Genomic DNA, 18,313 nt, shown 5'->3' on the forward strand with positions numbered 1-18,313 from the left:
TATTCTTCGGAGCTAATAGATTTACTCTTCGGTATCCATAATTTCGGTTTGCATACGCACCGAATCTTCGTGGATCAACTGGAAAAGAATTTTGATAAAGGTCTCGTCCAGGTTCAGATCTTTACCCAGCTTAATGCGATTATCCATCAGTTGCGACCAGCGGTTCATCTGGAGTGCCGTAACGTTATTCTCTTTCTTATACCGTCCGATTTCTTTAACGATCTCCACTCGCGATGACAGCATTTCGAGCAATTCTGAATCGATAGCATCGATGCGGTTACGTAACATGTCCAAACGATTTTCAAATTCCGGATTATTGGCCGATTCATATCGGATCACCAGTTTATCCAGCAATTTACTAAGGTCTGCCGGTGTAAGTTGCTGTCCGGCATCGCTCAATGCACATGACGGATCGATATGCGATTCCAGCATCAATCCCTCCATGCCCATATCGAAAGCTTTTTGTGAGATCTCATGCAAATATTCGCGTTTACCGGCAATGTGGCTCGGGTCGCAAATAATAGGCAGGTTCGGAATATTTCGGCGCAATTCAATAACCGTTTTCCAGTTCGGGTAGTTGCGGTATTTGGTATCGCGGAATGGTGTAAATCCACGATGGATAGCAACAATATTTTTAATTCCCGCCTGGTGAACACGTTCGATGGCTCCCATCCACAACTGCACGTCGGGATTTACCGGGTTTTTGATCATCACTACCGCATCCGATCCTTTGAGCACATCAGCAATTTCCTGCACCACAAATGGGCTGGCAGTCGACCGTGCCCCAATCCACAGCACATCCAAACCGGCTTTCAGTGCTTCTTCGGTGTGTTGTGCATTGGCCACTTCGGCACCTACCGGCAACCCGGTTTCTTCGCGCACCATTTGCAGCCATTTCAGGCCAATTGAACCAACTCCTTCGAATGACCCCGGTCGTGTACGTGGTTTCCAAACTCCACCACGGTACACAAATACACGCTTGTCTTTGGCCAGTAAACGTGCAGTGTCAAGTACCTGTTTTTCCGTTTCCAGGCTACATGGTCCTGAAATAAGCAATGGATTGTCGATGTGTGGCAACCACGCTTTTATCGGATTAATGTCAAGTTTTAAAGTCATGATTTCTTTGTATAAAGTTTTGTAATTTTTTCTTCGTTTTTTACCAGATGCGGATTTGCTCCTCCCAGAATTTCACGGATATTATTGGCATTTTCAATCAGATCCCACATCTTTTCATCGTTCTCGTGCTTCATGCAATCGCGGAACTGTGTCAGGTGTTTGATGTAAACATTCAGCGCTTCAACAACGTACGGGCGATTTTGTTGAAAAATGGGGTGCCACATGGTTGCCGAACTTTTAGCCAGTCGAACAGTTGACCGGAAACCACCGCTCGCCAGGTCGAAAATGATATTCCGATCTTCCTTAGCCTGCACAGCGTTGGCCAATGCATAAGCCGCAGCGTGTGGCAGGTGCGACACAAACGCGGTGCTGTGATCTTGTTCGTCAGCAGTCATGTAGGCAATGTCCATTCCCAGGTTTTGAAACAATTTTTCGATTAAAGCGATGTGCTGCGGCCCCGAATCTTCCTGGTCGCAAATAATTGCGATCTTACCGCGGAACAGGTTTTCGAGGGCAGCCTTTGGCCCCGAATTCTCGGTACCCGACATGGGGTGAGCCGGAACAAAATTCTTTCTTCGCTTGTGCCTTGAAACGGCATCAACCAACTGCTTTTTGGTCGATCCCATATCGGTAACCGTAGTTCCGCTGTCTATCCGATCCAAAATATCGGGAAGTAAAGCAAGTGTTTTATCCACCGGAATGGCAATGATCACCATGTCGGTGTTTTTCACTCCCTCTTCCAGCGGTAACACGCGGTCTACAAGCCCAAGTTCAAGAGCCTGCTCGGCATGATCTTCGTTATTCTCAACTCCGATCAATTCGGTGGCAAAACCACTGTTGCGCAAATCCCTTGCTATCGAACCTCCAATAAGTCCCAGACCAATAACTGTTATTTTCATTTCATTCAATTTGCTGTTTTCCACAGATTTTCGACTTAACTTTTCCCGAACATTCGGGACTCGTTTTATTCGTTTACCTTTCATAAAAAAAGGCCCCGAATTATTTCGAGACCTTTCTGTAAAATATCTTTCAGTTTTTAACAATATCCTACTTCCTGATCCCGTCTTCAGAACCATAATAAAAATAAAAGTAGAAACAGTTATTGTTAAATGTTGTCTGCATTATCTATTCTTTGTGCAAGCAAATATAGAATTATATTTTAAAATAAAAGCAATTCTATAGTTTTTGGTTTGAAATTTAAAGCGAACGTAAATTTTTAGTTCTTAATCATTTTCTTTGAAAGTACGGGTAAACCGTTTTCACTTACCTTGATCAGATATAAGCCGTTGCTGTATTTCTGAAGGTCGATTGTCTCTTTCAATTCCATCTGATTCCGGCGATTGATTTCGTGAAGCTTTCTTCCGTACATGTCAAAAACTTCAATTCGAACCTCGTTCAACACACTCTCGGGATACAACTCAACCCGGATGGTACTGCTAAAAGGATTGGGATAAACATTCACCTGCCCCGGCGATAAAACGGTTGCAGCGGCCAGCGGATACTGAATCCTTAAATTGTCGATGGCCCAGCCCCAGCCATGTGCATAAGGATCGGAATACAGGCGAAAGCGAATGAGAATTGTATCTCCAACAGCAAAATTACCGTTTTCAAGCAATGAAATCTCGCGGGTAACAAACCAGTCGGCAGTTCCTTTTGTATCCGAGTCCTGAGATCCGGTAGCAATGCCCTCATTGTAGTTTTGTTCCCAGGTAGGATTATCGCCCGAATCGTAACCATCAGCAAGCGGATACCACGTTTCACCATAATCTTTACTCCCCTCAACGATTACATAGTCCCAGAACTCATCATCGCCATAACTTGCCGAAAATTCTCCGGGCTCCACCAAAACCACCTCATCGAACGACATATCTCCATCTTCCTGTATAATGATCGGATACTTTAAAAAGGTTGAAAAATTAAGGTCTTTGTTATCGGTATTCGGGCTTTCGTATGGATGCGGGCTATGAAGTGCTCCGTCGTTAAAGTCTTCGGCCGTATATACTGAGAAGTCAGATATAATAAATGCTGCATTTTTTGTATTGAAATCAGTCTCATAATTCGTTGTTGGCTGATAAATTTGTTCCACCCTGAACTCCAGTGCATCTGCTTCGGGATAAACCGCCATGTTTTGGTTCGAAGAAGCATCCAACGCCACAATATTATAAGTGACTGAATCTCCATCCTGAAGTTCATCCAGCTGGAAATTAAAAGTTCCTGTATATGTGGTTCCCGATTCCAGACTCAGTCCGAAAGAAGTTTGTGCCACACCGTTAATGGAATAAGTAACATAGGCGGTGTCCAAACCTAAATTATCATCGATCTTGGCAGTAACTTCAAGCGGTTCTCCACGCAGCAAAAAATACGGAATAACATTGCTTGAAATAACCGGCGCTTTATTATCGGGGCCAAAGTGTACATTGTGTAACGAATCGGGTGCGTTCCATGGCGAGGTTCTCACACGTCCGTTAATGTCGCCCGCTTCCAGAAAATATTGGATATCATTGTCACCTTCAGGTTCCAGACTTGCAAAAAAATCTTCTCCATTTCCCGAAGCGGTTAAAACCAGCGTATCCTGAGTTGTTTCAAAATGATCTGTTGAATAAATGACCCGAACTGAACCTTCTTCAATGTCGTAATAACTGTCGATATTTGCCGTAAAATTCAACAGAGTCACCTCTTCTTTATCTTTTACCGGAGTATGCCGGATAATCAGATTTGTCCAGCCAATATCCTCCATAATTCCTCGTGTTAACGGACCGGGATCGTGAATGGCTTCGCCCATTCCAACGGCATGGGTCATCAAAGAATTCTCGTTGCCTGTACGATAAGTATCGTCATCCAGGTGATTAATGCTGGAGCCGGCGTCGAATGGTGAAGGTGCATATAGTTTAGGACGTACTCTCGAATTCCGTTTCTTGGCGACTGGACTGTTGGCGTATAAACTGCCGGTAAGGGCACTTTCCAATTCAGTTGAAGGATTTGAAAACAAATGATGATCCAGCAACTTAGCACCTGAGAGTCTTTCTACCAAAACATCGTATGTGGTAGCATCGCCAAACTCGTAATAGGCATATCCGCCTAAATCCGATTCAACAAAGAAAAAACCTGCAAATCCCAAACCATGCGCAATTTCGTGCAGCGCCACCGAAACAAAATCATATTTATCTTCTGGAGTGTTTCCGTCGGTTCCATAATACCAGCTAATACGACTACTGAATGTTGCTTCAATATCGGGTCGTGTAACTCCGTTGAGTTCTTCACCGGCAATTTTTTCGGCGATAGCAACAGCATAATACCTGTCTTTAAGCGGGGCATCTTTAAAATTTGAATAGTAAGTTTCCGGGCCGCAGGATGCCAACGTATTTGTTCCCAATCCCGGACTCCAGGTCACACGCAAATGAATGGGCATATCCGATTCCAGGATGCTTTCCCAAATGGCAACCGCCGTGTCCAAAGCCGGTTTTGCAGCAGCTGGAAATCCGGTACCATATTCCACAACAAAATTACTCTTTGAACCTGTTGATTTTAAAAGGAAATCGGCCGGTGGTGGGATATATGATTTTTCAACCGTTCCCGAGGCCACACATAAGGGACAAGGAACATCAGTTCCCCGGATACTTTTAAGTGGCTGTGCGGCAAGGGAGCTCACAATGGACAAAAACAGAACTGTAAATAAACCTATCTTCATTGTTTAAAATTGCTTTCAATTGCTGATCATCCAAAAGTTGGTTGATTTTCAGCTTTTAACTTTACTCTTTTTACATTTCATCCCTAAAAAGTGCATCGCAAAATGCAATAACACTAACCAAAAAACGATACAAAAGTTCGATTTTTCTGATTAAAAACAAACTGTTCACTTTATTTTAAACAGTATCGAGGCAAAAAAAATGCCGGAATAAAATTCCGGCATCTCCCTAATTTAAGGTTGTAATACCAATCATCTAATTTGGTAACCTTTGCGCTTTTTTCTTATTTACCATTTTGTACAGCGTAATCAACGAGGTTATAAATCCGGTGAATGCCATAAAAAAGGCAATGATCATTAAACTACTCATAATGCTAATTTTTTATGATTTTTTGATTAATTGTGAGGGATTGATTATCTGTTATACTTGCCAGGTAGATGCCAGGAGCAACATTAGGCAAATCGATTTTAATTCTATTGCTAAAAGCCGAACCGTAACGGATTTCGCGAAATACGGTTTTCCCGTAAAGGTCGGTAACCGTAACTTCCAGGTCCGATCCATCTGATTCAATTCCGTCGACAAAAATGCTGTTTTGGAAAGGATTCGGATAAATGGAAACGTTAATATCGGCAAGTGTTTCATCTGCTTCGGTTTTTACACTTTTCTGTATTTCCAGGTTGTCGATGGCCCAACCCCAACCGGTAACCTGTTGGTCAGATGCCAAACGAAAACGAAACAATACGGTATCTCCTTCCTCAAAAGGAGTATCGGCAGTGAGATCGATCGTTTGACGTAGAAACATGCTTTCGGAGCCGCTTGCTGCCGAAACCGAACTTTTCAGATTATTGGTAAAATGCGAATTCCACAATACATCGGCACCCGAGTCGTATCCTTCAGTAACAGGCAACCAACTTTTTCCGTTGTCCTTGCTACCTTCAACAATTACGAAATCCCAGAAAAGATCTTCAGTATAGACAGTTCCCAATTCGCCGGGTTCAACAAGAACCACCTCATCAAAACTCATTTCGCCATTTTGGGCTATAATTACCGGGAATTTTAGCTGTGCGATCAGGTTGTATTTTTCGTTTTCAACGCTCGATTGCGGATATGGATTCAAGGTGTGAAGCACACCACTTGAGAAACCTATTGGATTCGTAATCTCGAAATCTGAGATTTCAAAATCTTCAGTGTATTCATCGAAACTATTGGTGTACGACCTAACCGGTTTGGCCGACTCGAACACCTCAACCGGGTAATACCCCGATGTTGGCAAATATCTTTTGTTCCCGCGCTGGGTATTGTCTACTGCCAATACACGGTATTCAATTACATCCGCTTGGGTTAAACCTGCAGGCAGTTGCAATTGTCCGGTGTAAACATCCTGTCCCTGAAGTTTTAGCTGAAAAGGATCCTGATTAATTCCGTTTATACGGTAAATGACACTAACCGACTCGATGCCCACATTGTCCGATGCAATGGCTTTCATATCGAGAACCGGATTAGCAGTGGTTAACAGTTTTAGTGGATTATGATTCAGTTTTGGCGGATAATAATCTTGTCCGATTCTGAATGTATACATTTTCTCCGGTGCATTATCGGGGCAGGTAAATTTCACTTTCGAATTCGTACTTGTTGAGTAATAATACTGTACATTTCCTCTGTTTATTGAAAGAGGAACCTCCGATTCAAATTTTTTGGTCGACTTGTTGTATGCAAGTTTTACTGTTTTTGAGCTTGTGAATCTGTCGGTTGAATACGTAAACGTAACCGATGAACTATCAATTTTGAGTTCGCTGCTCACTTCAACCGAAACCGGAAGAATGGCCACCGGTTCTTCAAAATCTTTGATACGCAGACCATCAACATTCATTGATTTCCAACCCAGATCGGCTAATACTTTTAAAGTTTTATCGCCGGGGTAGTGAATGGCTTCGCCTTTAAAAACATAAGGACTCATTAAAGCATTGGCATCACCACGTTCGAATCCGCTTTCATTGTAATGATAAATGCTCGATCCGTCGTTCCAGTTTTTAGGCGCGTAAACTTTTTCAATCTCTGCACCATCATTCCCTGACAGTTTCAAAGCTCCCGACTGCAAAGCATCGCTAAGTTCCGATGAAGGCATATCGAAATGATCATGATCGCAAACCTGCAAGTTGTTTTGATAAATGTACCAGTCGTAAATACTGGGCTGATGTTGAGCATTCTTGAGATCACCAACACCATTATCAACGTCGAAAAATCCGGAGAAACCGAGTCCGTGAACAAGCTCGTGAAGCGCCACAGTAACAAAGTCGTACTCATCAGACGGACCGTTGCCATTTGTTCCCAGGTACCATTCCATGTTCCCGTTAAAGGTACAGATGATATCTGCTTCGGCTCCGTTCATGTCCTTCCCTGAAAGTTTTTCTACCAGGGCTACCGGATAATACACATCCGACACACGCGCTCCGTCGAAATTCTTGTAGAAAGAACTTGGTGAACTGTGAGCCAAAACGTTAGAGCCCATTTTTTGCCATTTTGCCTGAACTTTGATCGGCACGTCCGATGAGATCAGGTTTTCATAAATGGAAATAGCATACAAAAATGCGGATTTCGCGTTTTCGGGGAAATCAACAAATTCCACCTGGAAATCTGATTTCAGAACGGTTCCTGATTTCAGGTTAAAATCCAGGGGTGCGATAAATGATTTTCTACTCTCTTGTGAAGCGATATTGATCGGAGCACTCCCACTGGGGATCCTCTCCTGCACATGCTTCTGGGCCATGGTACTTAAAGCGTCAAAAAGTACCAAAGCAATAATTAAAAAGCGTCTCATTACAATTTAAATTAGGGTTTGTAATTCACCACGCCGACCAACCAATAAGCGCAAAGGTGTTTCGGCATGGGTCGGAAATTACTTCAACGATGTACCTGTTTTAATGGGTTTGTAATTTTAAAACAGTGGGTTTGTAACAAACGTTTCCGGAACTTCCAACTACTTAAATCAATAAAAAAAGAACTCATTTCCTTTCGGAAAGCGACTCTGTAATCTACTTATTATCGGGTTTGTGTTTTCTACAGTTCATAGCACAAAAGTCACTGTTCTTTGATGAACACTACAATATTTTCTTGCTGAAAACCGGGACAAATTTTGCCCGGAGCAGACGAGACAAATTTCGCGTCGATGAAATTTCTCCCTATACTGATCAGTTAATTGGGTTGTATACTGATCATTTTCGACAAAAAATCCTGAGAACACTGATCAACATCAGCGAGCCTTTACTGTGGATTAAAATTGTTTGAAAATCAAAGCGTCAATCAAAGAACGGTTTTACATTTATGGGTTTGTGAGAGTAAATGTAAAGATTATTTTTAATTGAGCAAATTTTTTTTCTATGTTTAAGTCCATAAACATAAATATCAACAGTCTGATTCATGAATATTTTATTAACAGTTTTACTCGCTGGTCTGCTGGCTTTTACCCCGGGTGTTGATAAGTCGAACACGAAAGAATATGATGAAGAATACAGGCCGCAGTACCATTTTACGCCGCCTGTGAACTGGATGAACGATCCGAATGGTCTGGTGTACTACGATGAAGAATACCACTTGTTTTACCAGCATAATCCAAATGGGAACGAATGGGGTTACATGCACTGGGGGCACGCTGTTAGTAAAGATCTTATTCACTGGGAACACCTGCCGATCGCAATCTTTCCGGACGAAAACTCGACAGATAAAGAGCGTTGTACTGCTTTTTCGGGGTCGGCAATAGTCGATAAAAACAATTTGCTGGGAAAACAAAACGACGAAACCAAAACACTAGTTGCGTTCTACACCAGCCAACATTGCGGACAACGTATCGCCTATAGCACCGACAAAGGAAGAACCTGGGAGAAATACGAAAACAATCCTATTATTCCCTTCGATGCCATCGACGATGCCCGCGATCCGAAAGTTTTTTGGCATGCTCCCACGCAAAAATACGTCATGGTTCTGTACCGAAAACTCACCGAGAATGACAATTCAAGAGGCATTTCGATTTATACATCGGAGAACCTTACCGACTGGAAATGGAAAAGCCATATACCCGGATTTTTTGAATGCCCCGATTTGGTTGAGTTCACAGTAACCAACCGACCCGACGAAACAGTTTGGGTTATGTTTGATGGCGACGGCACTTATCTTCTCGGAGATTTTGACGGGGAAATGTTCACTCCATCTTCAGGAAGAATGAAAAGCGACTGGGGTAAAAACTATTACGCCACGCAAACCTGGAGCAATATTCCGGAAGTTGATGGAAGGACCATTCAAATTGCATGGATGCGCGGAGGAGATTACCCCGAAATGCCGTTCAACGGACAGATGTCGTTTCCATCAGAATTATCGGTTACTAAGTTTGCGGCTGGTTACAAACTAATTCGGAAACCAATTTCTGAAATCGAAATGCTTCACGATAAGGGACGCTCTTGGGAAAACAAAAACATCATCCCGGGAATTAAGCAGAACAAAGTAAAAAACGTTTCGGGCGACTGTCTGCACATCATCGGAGAATTTGATCTTAAAACATGCGATAATTTTGGATTTATGGTACGTCACGGGTCAAAAGATCCGGGAACCGAGGTTTTATACAATGTGAAGCGTGGTGTTCTAACAGTGCTTGGATCTACCGTTCCGTTGCCACCCATCGACAATAAAATTAAGCTGGAAATACTGATCGACCGTACGTCGATTGAGATATACGCCAACGATGGTCAGGCCGTTGTTTCCAACTGTTTTGTTCCAAGCGAAAAAGCCGACGAAGTTGTGTTAGTTACTACCGGTGGCGAGTTGGAAGTCATAAAACTTGAAGCTTTTAAGCTAAGTTCCATCTGGGAAAACTAAACGTTTGCACTAAAAGAACATAGTTATCAACTGCACACAAACGATCAGTAATACCATGGCCAGCGGATAAACCGTGGCGTAAGCAATAGAATGGGCATTGCTGTCGGTCATTGAATCGGCAGCTGCCAGTCCGGGCGTACTCGTCATACTTCCGCTGATGGCTCCCATTAATGCCAAAACATTCATTTTAAAAAGGTATTTCCCGGCCAGTCCCGCAATAAGCATGGGGACTATGGTTATGGCTGCGCCGTAAAGGAAAAGTTCAACTCCGTATTGCTCGAATGTCTCAACAATATTTGCTCCGGCCCCTGTTCCTACTGAAGCCAAAAAAAGCAACAAGCCCAATTGTCGGATCAACTGATTTGCGGCACCGGTCATTGTCCAGATAATCGGTCCTGTTTTTCCTATCCGGCTCAACACCAAAGCTACAATCAATACGCCACCCGTTAGTCCGGCACTAAACGAGAAACTTCCCAAATTAATGCTGATTTTTCCAACAAATACACCCAGAATTATCCCCAACGCAATGGGCAAAATATCGGTATCGGACAAACGTTTCTGATCGTCGCCAAATATTCGCGATACAATTTCCATATTAGCTTTACTGCTGGCAATCACCAGCTTATCGCCAAACCGTAGTTTCGAACTTGGCGAAGGAGAAATGTTGATACCGGCACGTCGAATTCGAGTGATGGTGGCATTGTAGGTATGCAGCAAATTAAGTTGCCCGATGGTTTTATTAACCACCTCTTTGTTGGTTACAAAAACAGTGCGTACATCGTATTTTGGATCCAGAGGAATTTCCACGTCGGTAACAGGGCCGATCAAAAGTTCCATGTTCTTCAGGGCTTGTTCGGTCCCCACAGCTTTTATAACGTCTCCTTTATGCAAAACTGTTTCAGCCGACGGAGTAACTGCAACTTCTTCATGCAAAATCCGTGAAACAACCGCTTTGGTCATAAAACGGATGCGCAGACCGCCAATAGTTTTGCCGATCACATTCTCATTTTCCACCCTGAAATTACGGCGAAGTATCTCGGGATATTCCTCGCTGAGTTTTGAGTTAAAATCATCTTCTGCAGCTTTTACCGACGAACGCAGTATTTTTGGCAAAAAGCGAATGAAAAGAATCACCCCGATCACCCCAAAGGGATAACCAACACCATAACCAATCGATGACAACGGAGAACCGGTAAAATCGATGGCAGCTGCCAAACCCGGTGTACTTGTAAGCGCTCCTGTAAAAAGTCCGACTGCGATATTGGTGTCGACTCCAAAAACCACAATGATTAGCAGAGTAACCAGCGACGCGATAATGATGAGTAAACCAGCAAAAGAAGCAAGTTGACGGCCCTCCTTCTTAAAGGCTTCAAAAAATCCCGGACCGGCCTGGATACCGATGGTAAAAATAAACAACACCAATCCCAGGTACTGAAAGTCTTTGGGAATAATAACACCGTAATGCCCAAAAACAAGGGCCACAAAAATAACAGCAGAAACATCGAGCGAAAGCCCGAATATTTTTATCCTGCCTAAAATAAATCCCAGGGCAATGATTAGCAACAGCGCAAAATAGCTGTTTGAAAGTAGCTCCATTTTTTAGCCGAATTTTCATGCAAAGTTAGTGAATTGCAATCACCCACTTTTAAATCCGGGCGCTTATGTGTGTTTATTAAGGGAATCTAAAATTTCAAAACCTGCGCAAAAAAAGAATAATCACAGGAATTTAACCTTCTGAGGAATCAAACTATTTCATCAAAAAGCTAAAATCGTCGCCTGTAGAAAGTTCGATCGGTTTCTGTCCTTTTTTGAATATTCGGCACGAACGGTCTCCTATGAGTTCAATCGTACCGTCTTCTGCCTTAAACATGGTACCTTCACGCAAACCGACCACATAACAATCCGGGTTTATTTCGATAAACTCGCTGATTCGCTGTTCGCGGGTTTCGCCACCATGACCTTCAGGATTGGCATCAAGGTAATGCGGGTTAATTTGAAACGGGATCATTGCGATGCAATCAAAACCCATCGGATCAATAATTGGCATATCGTTGGTGGTACGTAAAGTCGGACAAGCCACATTCGAACCCGCACTCCAGCCAATGTAAGGAATACCGTAAAAAGCTCTTTCCTTGATCGGATTCATCAGTTTTTTATCGTGCATCATGCGCACCAACTGCCAGGTATTTCCACCACCAACAACAATCGCTTCTGCCTGCTCAATAGCTTTAACCGGATCTTTAAAAGTATGTATCCCAACGACCTTATGCCCAATCTCGGCAAAACGTTCTTCCACTTTTCGGGTATACTCGTCGAACGAAAAAGTTACTGCAGCATAGGGTACGAAAACAACATTCAATGGTTTTTCGCCTAAAAATTTCTTGATTTCGTGTTTTGGATAATCCAGGTACGCTTCGCCCGGCATTGTTGAATTGCTAATCAGTAGTAATTTCATGATTTGTGGAATTTATTGTGTGTATTTTGATTTCAATTAATTTCCTGTTTTCGCCGCACAATAACCGAATAATATCGATCTCGGGCAATGATAATTGTTTGTTTCTCGGAATGGATGAAATGCAAATATTAAAAAAAGCTAATAATCAGTGCATTTTTCCAATTCTTACTAAATTTGTTGCCTTAAATTATTCAGGGGGTGGAAGAAAAGAAGAAGTTTTATTCGAAATTAAAGAACCAGTACAGGCTGATCATTTACAACGACACCACTTTTCAATCCGTTTGGAGCATGAAACTCTCACGCTTGAAAGTGTTTACTCTAACGAGTCTTTTATCTGCCATTATTGTTGTTCTGGTTATCTTATTGATCGCCACAACCGGTTTGCGCGAATACATCCCGGGATATCCAAAAGCCGAATACCGGCAAATGTTAGTCCGCAATGCGCTGGTTGTCGATTCGCTGGAGATGGAACTTCAGAAGCGCGATCAGTTTTTTAAAGGTATTCAGGCCATTATGGCTGGAGAAGTCCCGGAGGATGATCAAACCATGCGGGCGGAAGCACCAACTACCAACATTGAATTCCAGCAATACAACCACGATTCTGTTTTTCAGGATGAACTGCTGGCCGAACAGCTCAGTTTGTCGTTGAAAAATGAGAATGGCAATGCCGTTAGTCTGAATCAGATGCACTTTTTTATTCCGGTTAGAGGAGTCGTCACTGAGCATTTTAATGCCGAGCCCGACCATTTTGGCATCGATATCGTTAGCGAAGTAAACGCCCGTATTTCTTCGGTTCTCGACGGCACAGTAATTTTTTCAGGCTGGACACTTAACACCGGATATGTGATCTATGTTCAGCATGAATCGGACCTGGTATCGGTGTATAAACACAATGCCGAGCTGTTAAAAAAGACCGGCGACAAAGTAAAAGCCGGGGAGGCTATTGCAATCATCGGTAATACCGGAGAGTTATCCAGCGGCGCACACTTGCATTTTGAACTATGGAACAACGGAACAGCACTGGATCCGGAACAATTTATTGATTTTTAAACGACAAGAACAGGCAGCATATTTATTCAAATGAAGAAACGTATTGCAATTCTAGGCTCTACCGGCTCCATCGGGACACAATCACTGGAGGTTATAGATCAGAATCCTGATGATTTTGAGGTGGAGGTACTGACCGCGAATAACAATGTTGAATTGCTTATTCAGCAGGCCAAAAAGTACCAGCCAAATGTTGTGGTTATTGCCAACAAAGAAAAGTATATACATGTTTCGGAAGCTTTAATTGATGAAGATATAAAAGTGTATGCCGGCAATGAAGCGCTTGCCCAGATCGTGGAAATGGATACTATCGACCTGGTCCTTACTGCCATGGTGGGATACTCGGGATTGATACCAACCTACAATGCGGTTAAGGCCGGTAAAAACATCGCCCTGGCAAACAAGGAAACACTTGTTGTTGCTGGCGAAATAATAACAAAAAAAGCCCGCGAGAAGCAGGTCGACCTGCTTCCGGTGGATTCGGAACACTCGGCAATTTTTCAGTGTTTGGTGGGCGAATTCATGAATCCGATTGAAAAGATCTACCTCACCTGTTCAGGTGGTCCGTTCCGCGGAAAATCGTTGGATGAACTTAAAGATGTTACGGTTGAGCGTGCACTGGCACACCCTAACTGGGACATGGGTGCAAAAATAACAATCGACTCGGCCACACTGATGAACAAGGGTTTTGAAGTGATTGAAGCGCACTGGTTATTTGGCTTGCCCTCCGAAAAAATTGACGTGATCGTACATCCGCAATCGATAATTCACTCCGTCGTTCAATTTGAAGACGGATCGATGAAAGCGCAAATGGGATTGCCCGATATGAAACTACCAATCCAATATGCCATGGGATTTCCGCAACGCATGGCAAATAATTTCCCTCGTTTCAACTTTCTGGATTACCCGACGCTGGACTTTGAACCGCCTAATACAAAAATTTTTCGTAACCTTGCACTCGCTTTCGAGGCCATGGAAAAAGGCGGCAATTTGCCGTGCATCCTGAATGCAGCGAACGAAGTGGTAGTGGAAGCTTTTTTAAAGGGACGGATTAAGTTTTTGAAGATGCCCGAGATTATTGAAAAGGTCATGAATACAATGGATTTCATGAAAAATCCGGACTTAGACGATTTAATTCAAACCAACATTGAAACAAGAAGGGTGACCGAGTTGTTAACATCAGGAAACAAAAATTAGGAGAAAAGTTAGTTAATGGAATCGATATTAATAAAAACCGCACAATTACTTTTAAGCTTATCTATTTTGGTGGTTCTGCACGAAGCAGGTCACTTTATGTTTGCGCGTTTATTTAAAACACGTGTCGAAAAGTTTTACCTCTTTTTCGATCCGTGGTTTTCACTGTTCAAGGTAAAAAAAGGTGATACCGAATACGGAATTGGCTGGGTGCCGCTTGGCGGTTACGTAAAAATTTCGGGAATGATCGACGAATCAATGGACAAGGAAGCCATGAAACAGCCTCCGAAACCCTGGGAATTTCGCTCAAAACCGGCGTGGCAACGATTGTTGATCATGGTTGGTGGTGTATTGATGAATTTCCTTTTTGCGATGGTCATATACATTGCAGTACTATATGCATGGGGCGAACAATACCTGCCTACCGATAATGTAAAATATGGTATTGTGGTGAACGAAACCGGAGAAAAGATCGGCTTTAAAACCGGCGACAAAATTCTTACGGTCGATAACCAGCACATCGAACAGTTCAGTAAAATTGTACCCACCATTGTCCTTGATGGCGCCAAAACCGTTCAGGTTGAACGTAACGGACAAAGAATGGATGTGGAAATCACGGACGCCGACCTGGCGCTTCTTCTAAAAAGCAAAGGCATTTGGGAAGAGCGTATTCCTTACGACATTCAAATCGGTAAACTTGCCAAAGATTATCCGGCTGCAAAATCAGGCCTCGAAGTAGGTGATGTTCTGAGTACTGTTGATGGTAAATCCTTCGAGTTTTACGATCAGTTCACCGCGTATCTCGAATCAAAAGCAGGTTCGCAAATCGACATGAGTTTCACCCGCAACGGTCAGCAGATGCACAAAACTGTTGATGTGACTGAAGACGGGAAGATAGGCTTTAATGCGGCGTTTAACAATCCCGATATCTTCGAGTTCAAAACGATTAAATACGGATTCCTTGAATCGATTCCGGCAGGAATAAAACGTGGTGTGGAAACTACCGGAAATTACCTGAAACAGTTCAAGCTTTTCTTTAAGAAAGAAACAAAGGCCTACGAATCGCTGGGAGGATTTGCCACCATCGGAAACATTTTTGCCCCTACCTGGGACTGGGCGCATTTCTGGACCATGACCGCCTTTATTTCCATCATTCTTGCCATTATGAACCTCTTACCGATCCCGGCTCTCGATGGCGGGCACGTGATGTTTTTAATGGGTGAGATCATTACCGGACGCAAGCCCGGAGAAAAGTTCCTGGAGTATGCCCAAATTGCCGGAATGGTGCTTTTGCTGGCCCTGGTGCTTTATGCCAATGCAAATGATATAATAAAAATGATTAACGGAACATTTTAGCAAAATATTTCTATTTTTGTTGTCGAACCAATTAACAAAGTATAATGAACTTATTTATAATAGCAGGCTTCATAGGACCACAGGAGATCATAATCATCCTGATTATTGTTTTGCTTCTGTTCGGTGGCCGTAAAATTCCGGAATTGATGAAAGGATTGGGCAAGGGAATGAAAGAATTTAAAAACGCCACAAAAGAGGAAGATACTGAAGACAAGAAAGCCGATACGGATAAAATTGAAAAATAATAATATCAAAAATGATATTCTCAATCCCGCTCAAACAGAGCGGGATTTTTTGTTGCCTCACCGCAGTAACAATTTCAATTTCAGCCTTTAATATGCTTTATTCCGAAAACAGATTGGTAAGGTTTTTGTAAGTTTACATCAAACTCATTTAAAGCTCAACACTATGAATTCAAAGATCTATCCCTTATTTATTTTCATTGTGCTGTCCACACTTCTTTTTTCGTGCGGAAGCAACGACACAACTCTGCGTAAAAACATTACTGGTAATGCAGGTGAACTTGTGGTGGTAATTTCGAAAGATGCATGGGACAAAGAGCCCGGGAACGTCATTCGCGAAATCCTGGCGCAGCCACAAGTCATGTTGCCGCAGGAAGAGCCGCTGTTCGATCTGATCGATGTGCCGCACAACGCTTTTAAACAGATCTTTAAAACCACCCGAAACATCCTTCAAACAAGTATTTCGCCCAATGTTGATAAGGAAGGTGTAAAGTTTACCGACGACGTTTGGGCTTATCCGCAAGCCACGGTACAAATAAGTGCCAAAACACCCGAAAAATTTGTTGAGCTTTTTAACGAGAACAAAGACAAGATACTTTCTTATTTCCTGGCGGCTGAGAAAGAACGCAACACCATGAACTACAATCGCGTTCATGAAAAAGCGGTATTAAATACACTCAGTCAGGACTTTGGAATCACCATGAAAGTTCCTCCGGGTTTTAGGATTGTGAAACAGGCAAAAGACTTTATCTGGATTCAATACGATACACCCGAAATTTTCCAGGGCATCATAATTTATATTCATCCGTTTGTATCGGACAGTGCATTTACAATTAATTATCAGTTGCCTATTCGCGACAGTATTTTAAAAGCCCAGGTTGAAGGACCAACTGACGGAAGTTACATGTCTACCGAAAAAAGACTCGATCAAGTGTTCAATGTACAACGACACAACGGAAATTATGCGGCAGAAATGCGTGGTTTGTGGCGACTTGAAAATGATTTTATGGGTGGTCCTTATGTGGCACTCTCGGAACTGGATGTCGCCAACCAGCGTGTGATAAACGCTTTTGGTTTTGTTTATGCCCCAAGTAAAGAAAAGCGTAACCTGTTGCGTCAAGTAGAAGCCATGATCTACTCTTTAAAACTGAATAACCAGAAAGATAACGACAAACTGAATAAGCAGGAAGAACTGGAGATTAACGTTGAGGGTTAAGACCGGATATTTTAATACAAAAAAAGAGCCTTGAAAATTTAATTTTCAAGGCTCTTTTTTTGGGAATTATCTTTTAAAAAACGGCTCTTACAATTTTGCTCACGTTATCGGAAACTCCGTAAGTATAGATATGCAGTGACGGTGCATTGTTGGCCACCAGATCTTTTGATTGATAAATGGCCCACTCGGTTCCAACTTCCCGGGCTTCGTCGTTATTTTTGCATTTCGCCAGCTCTTTCGAAAGTTCCGACGGAAGATCGATGCTAAAAATTTTGGGCAGCACTGTCAGCTGATTTTTCAGGTTGATGGGTTTGATTCCCGGAATGATTGGAACTGTAATTCCGGCAGCCCGGCATTTGTCCACAAACTCGTAATATACCTGGTTGTCAAAAAACATTTGTGTTACAATGTAGTCGGCACCCGCATCAACCTTTTGTTTCAAAAAGGCCATGTCCGAATCCAGGTTGGGTGCTTCAAAATGCTTTTCGGGATAACCGGCAACCCCAATACAAAAATCAAGAGCAGCATTGTTTTTCAAATCTCCTTCGAGGTATTTACCTTTTCCCAGGTTAACAATTTGTTCCACCAGTTCACTGGCATTTGTATTTCCATTCTCAGTGGGTTTAAATACATGCTGGCCTTTAATGCCATCGCCCCGCAGCGCAAGGACATTGTTTATCCCCAGAAAATTCAGATCGATCAAAACATGCTCGGTTTCACTTTTTGTAAATCCTCCACACAAAATATGTGGCACCACCGGAATTCCGTATTTATGTTGAATAGCGGCAGCTATTGCCACTGTTCCCGGTCGTTTCCGAACCGTACGTTTTACAATCGTGCCGTCCACCAGTTCCTTAAACTCTATCTCATCGCGGTGTGTGGTAATGTTAATGTATTTCGGATCGAATTCCGTAAGGCTTTCAATCGTGCGGTAAAGTCGCGAAACATCATTGCCTTTTAAAGGCGGCAAAAGTTCGAAAGAAAAAACCGTGCTCTTAGCTGCATTTATGGTGTCGATAACCTTCATTTGTCTGTTCAGTTTTTATTGAAATTCAAAGCTTGCAAAATAGTACTTTATGGTATTTAAATCCTGTTCAATCCTTCTAATATCCCCGTTTTTTAACCGTATCTTATT

Annotated in this window: 13 protein-coding genes; 6 read left to right on the top strand and 7 right to left on the bottom strand. The window is 42.6% G+C overall.

The window, feature by feature from the left end; genetic code table 11:
* Window positions 1-21: 21 nt before the first annotated feature.
* The 4 genes from WFY05_RS03870 to WFY05_RS03885 all read right to left on the bottom strand — a co-directional run bounded on the left by WFY05_RS03870 (window position 22) and on the right by WFY05_RS03885 (window position 7,620).
* The gene (locus WFY05_RS03870; protein ID WP_340111409.1) at window positions 22-1,116 is read right to left on the bottom strand and encodes a chorismate mutase; all 1,095 of its coding nucleotides are present in this window, start codon (window positions 1,114-1,116) and stop codon (window positions 22-24) included.
* Entirely contained in the window at window positions 1,113-2,192 is a 1,080-nt protein-coding gene (locus WFY05_RS03875; protein ID WP_340111410.1) for a prephenate dehydrogenase, read from the bottom strand. Before WFY05_RS03875 ends, WFY05_RS03870 begins: the two co-directional genes overlap by 4 nt.
* A 140-nt stretch (window positions 2,193-2,332) precedes the next feature.
* Window positions 2,333-4,804: a T9SS type A sorting domain-containing protein gene (locus tag WFY05_RS03880; protein WP_340111411.1), complete on the bottom strand. Its 2,472-nt coding sequence runs from the start codon at window positions 4,802-4,804 to the stop codon at window positions 2,333-2,335.
* A gap of 371 nt (window positions 4,805-5,175) precedes the next feature.
* Entirely contained in the window at window positions 5,176-7,620 is a 2,445-nt protein-coding gene (locus WFY05_RS03885) for a T9SS type A sorting domain-containing protein (protein ID WP_340111412.1), read from the bottom strand.
* Window positions 7,621-8,219: 599 nt separating this feature from the next.
* Here WFY05_RS03885 and WFY05_RS03890 point away from each other — a divergent pair.
* Complete coding sequence (locus WFY05_RS03890) at window positions 8,220-9,668, top strand: glycoside hydrolase family 32 protein (protein ID WP_340111413.1); 1,449 nt, start codon at window positions 8,220-8,222, stop codon at window positions 9,666-9,668.
* Between the two features lie 9 nt (window positions 9,669-9,677).
* Here the strand turns inward: WFY05_RS03890 and WFY05_RS03895 are convergent, their stop codons facing one another.
* Window positions 9,678-11,264 carry an aspartate:alanine exchanger family transporter gene (locus WFY05_RS03895; protein ID WP_340111414.1) on the bottom strand — a complete coding sequence of 529 codons (1,587 nt, stop codon included), beginning with the start codon at window positions 11,262-11,264 and terminating at the stop codon, window positions 9,678-9,680.
* A 151-nt stretch (window positions 11,265-11,415) separates the two neighbouring features.
* Window positions 11,416-12,123: a dipeptidase PepE gene (gene pepE, locus WFY05_RS03900; RefSeq protein WP_340111415.1), complete on the bottom strand. Its 708-nt coding sequence runs from the start codon at window positions 12,121-12,123 to the stop codon at window positions 11,416-11,418.
* 198 nt (window positions 12,124-12,321) lie between these two features.
* Between pepE and WFY05_RS03905 the strand changes: the two genes are divergently transcribed.
* The 5 genes from WFY05_RS03905 to WFY05_RS03925 all read left to right on the top strand — a co-directional run bounded on the left by WFY05_RS03905 (window position 12,322) and on the right by WFY05_RS03925 (window position 17,178).
* Window positions 12,322-13,173: a M23 family metallopeptidase gene (locus tag WFY05_RS03905; RefSeq protein ID WP_340111416.1), complete on the top strand. Its 852-nt coding sequence runs from the start codon at window positions 12,322-12,324 to the stop codon at window positions 13,171-13,173.
* Window positions 13,174-13,203: 30 nt separating this feature from the next.
* Window positions 13,204-14,367, top strand: a complete 1,164-nt coding sequence (locus tag WFY05_RS03910; protein WP_340111417.1) for a 1-deoxy-D-xylulose-5-phosphate reductoisomerase — start codon at window positions 13,204-13,206, stop codon at window positions 14,365-14,367.
* Window positions 14,368-14,382: 15 nt separating this feature from the next.
* Window positions 14,383-15,720, top strand: a complete 1,338-nt coding sequence (gene rseP, locus WFY05_RS03915; protein WP_340111418.1) for an RIP metalloprotease RseP — start codon at window positions 14,383-14,385, stop codon at window positions 15,718-15,720.
* Between the two features lie 44 nt (window positions 15,721-15,764).
* Window positions 15,765-15,965: a twin-arginine translocase TatA/TatE family subunit gene (tatA, locus tag WFY05_RS03920; protein ID WP_340111419.1), complete on the top strand. Its 201-nt coding sequence runs from the start codon at window positions 15,765-15,767 to the stop codon at window positions 15,963-15,965.
* A gap of 163 nt (window positions 15,966-16,128) precedes the next feature.
* Window positions 16,129-17,178: a DUF4837 family protein gene (locus WFY05_RS03925; RefSeq protein WP_340111420.1), complete on the top strand. Its 1,050-nt coding sequence runs from the start codon at window positions 16,129-16,131 to the stop codon at window positions 17,176-17,178.
* Window positions 17,179-17,251: 73 nt separating this feature from the next.
* Here WFY05_RS03925 and metF read toward each other — a convergent pair whose 3' ends face one another.
* Complete coding sequence (gene metF / locus WFY05_RS03930) at window positions 17,252-18,205, bottom strand: methylenetetrahydrofolate reductase [NAD(P)H] (RefSeq protein WP_340111421.1); 954 nt, start codon at window positions 18,203-18,205, stop codon at window positions 17,252-17,254.
* Window positions 18,206-18,313 lie beyond the last annotated feature (108 nt).

Origin of the sequence: Maribellus mangrovi (assembly GCF_037646455.1) — a bacterium.
Lineage (GTDB): Bacteria > Bacteroidota > Bacteroidia > Bacteroidales > Prolixibacteraceae > Draconibacterium > Draconibacterium mangrovi_A.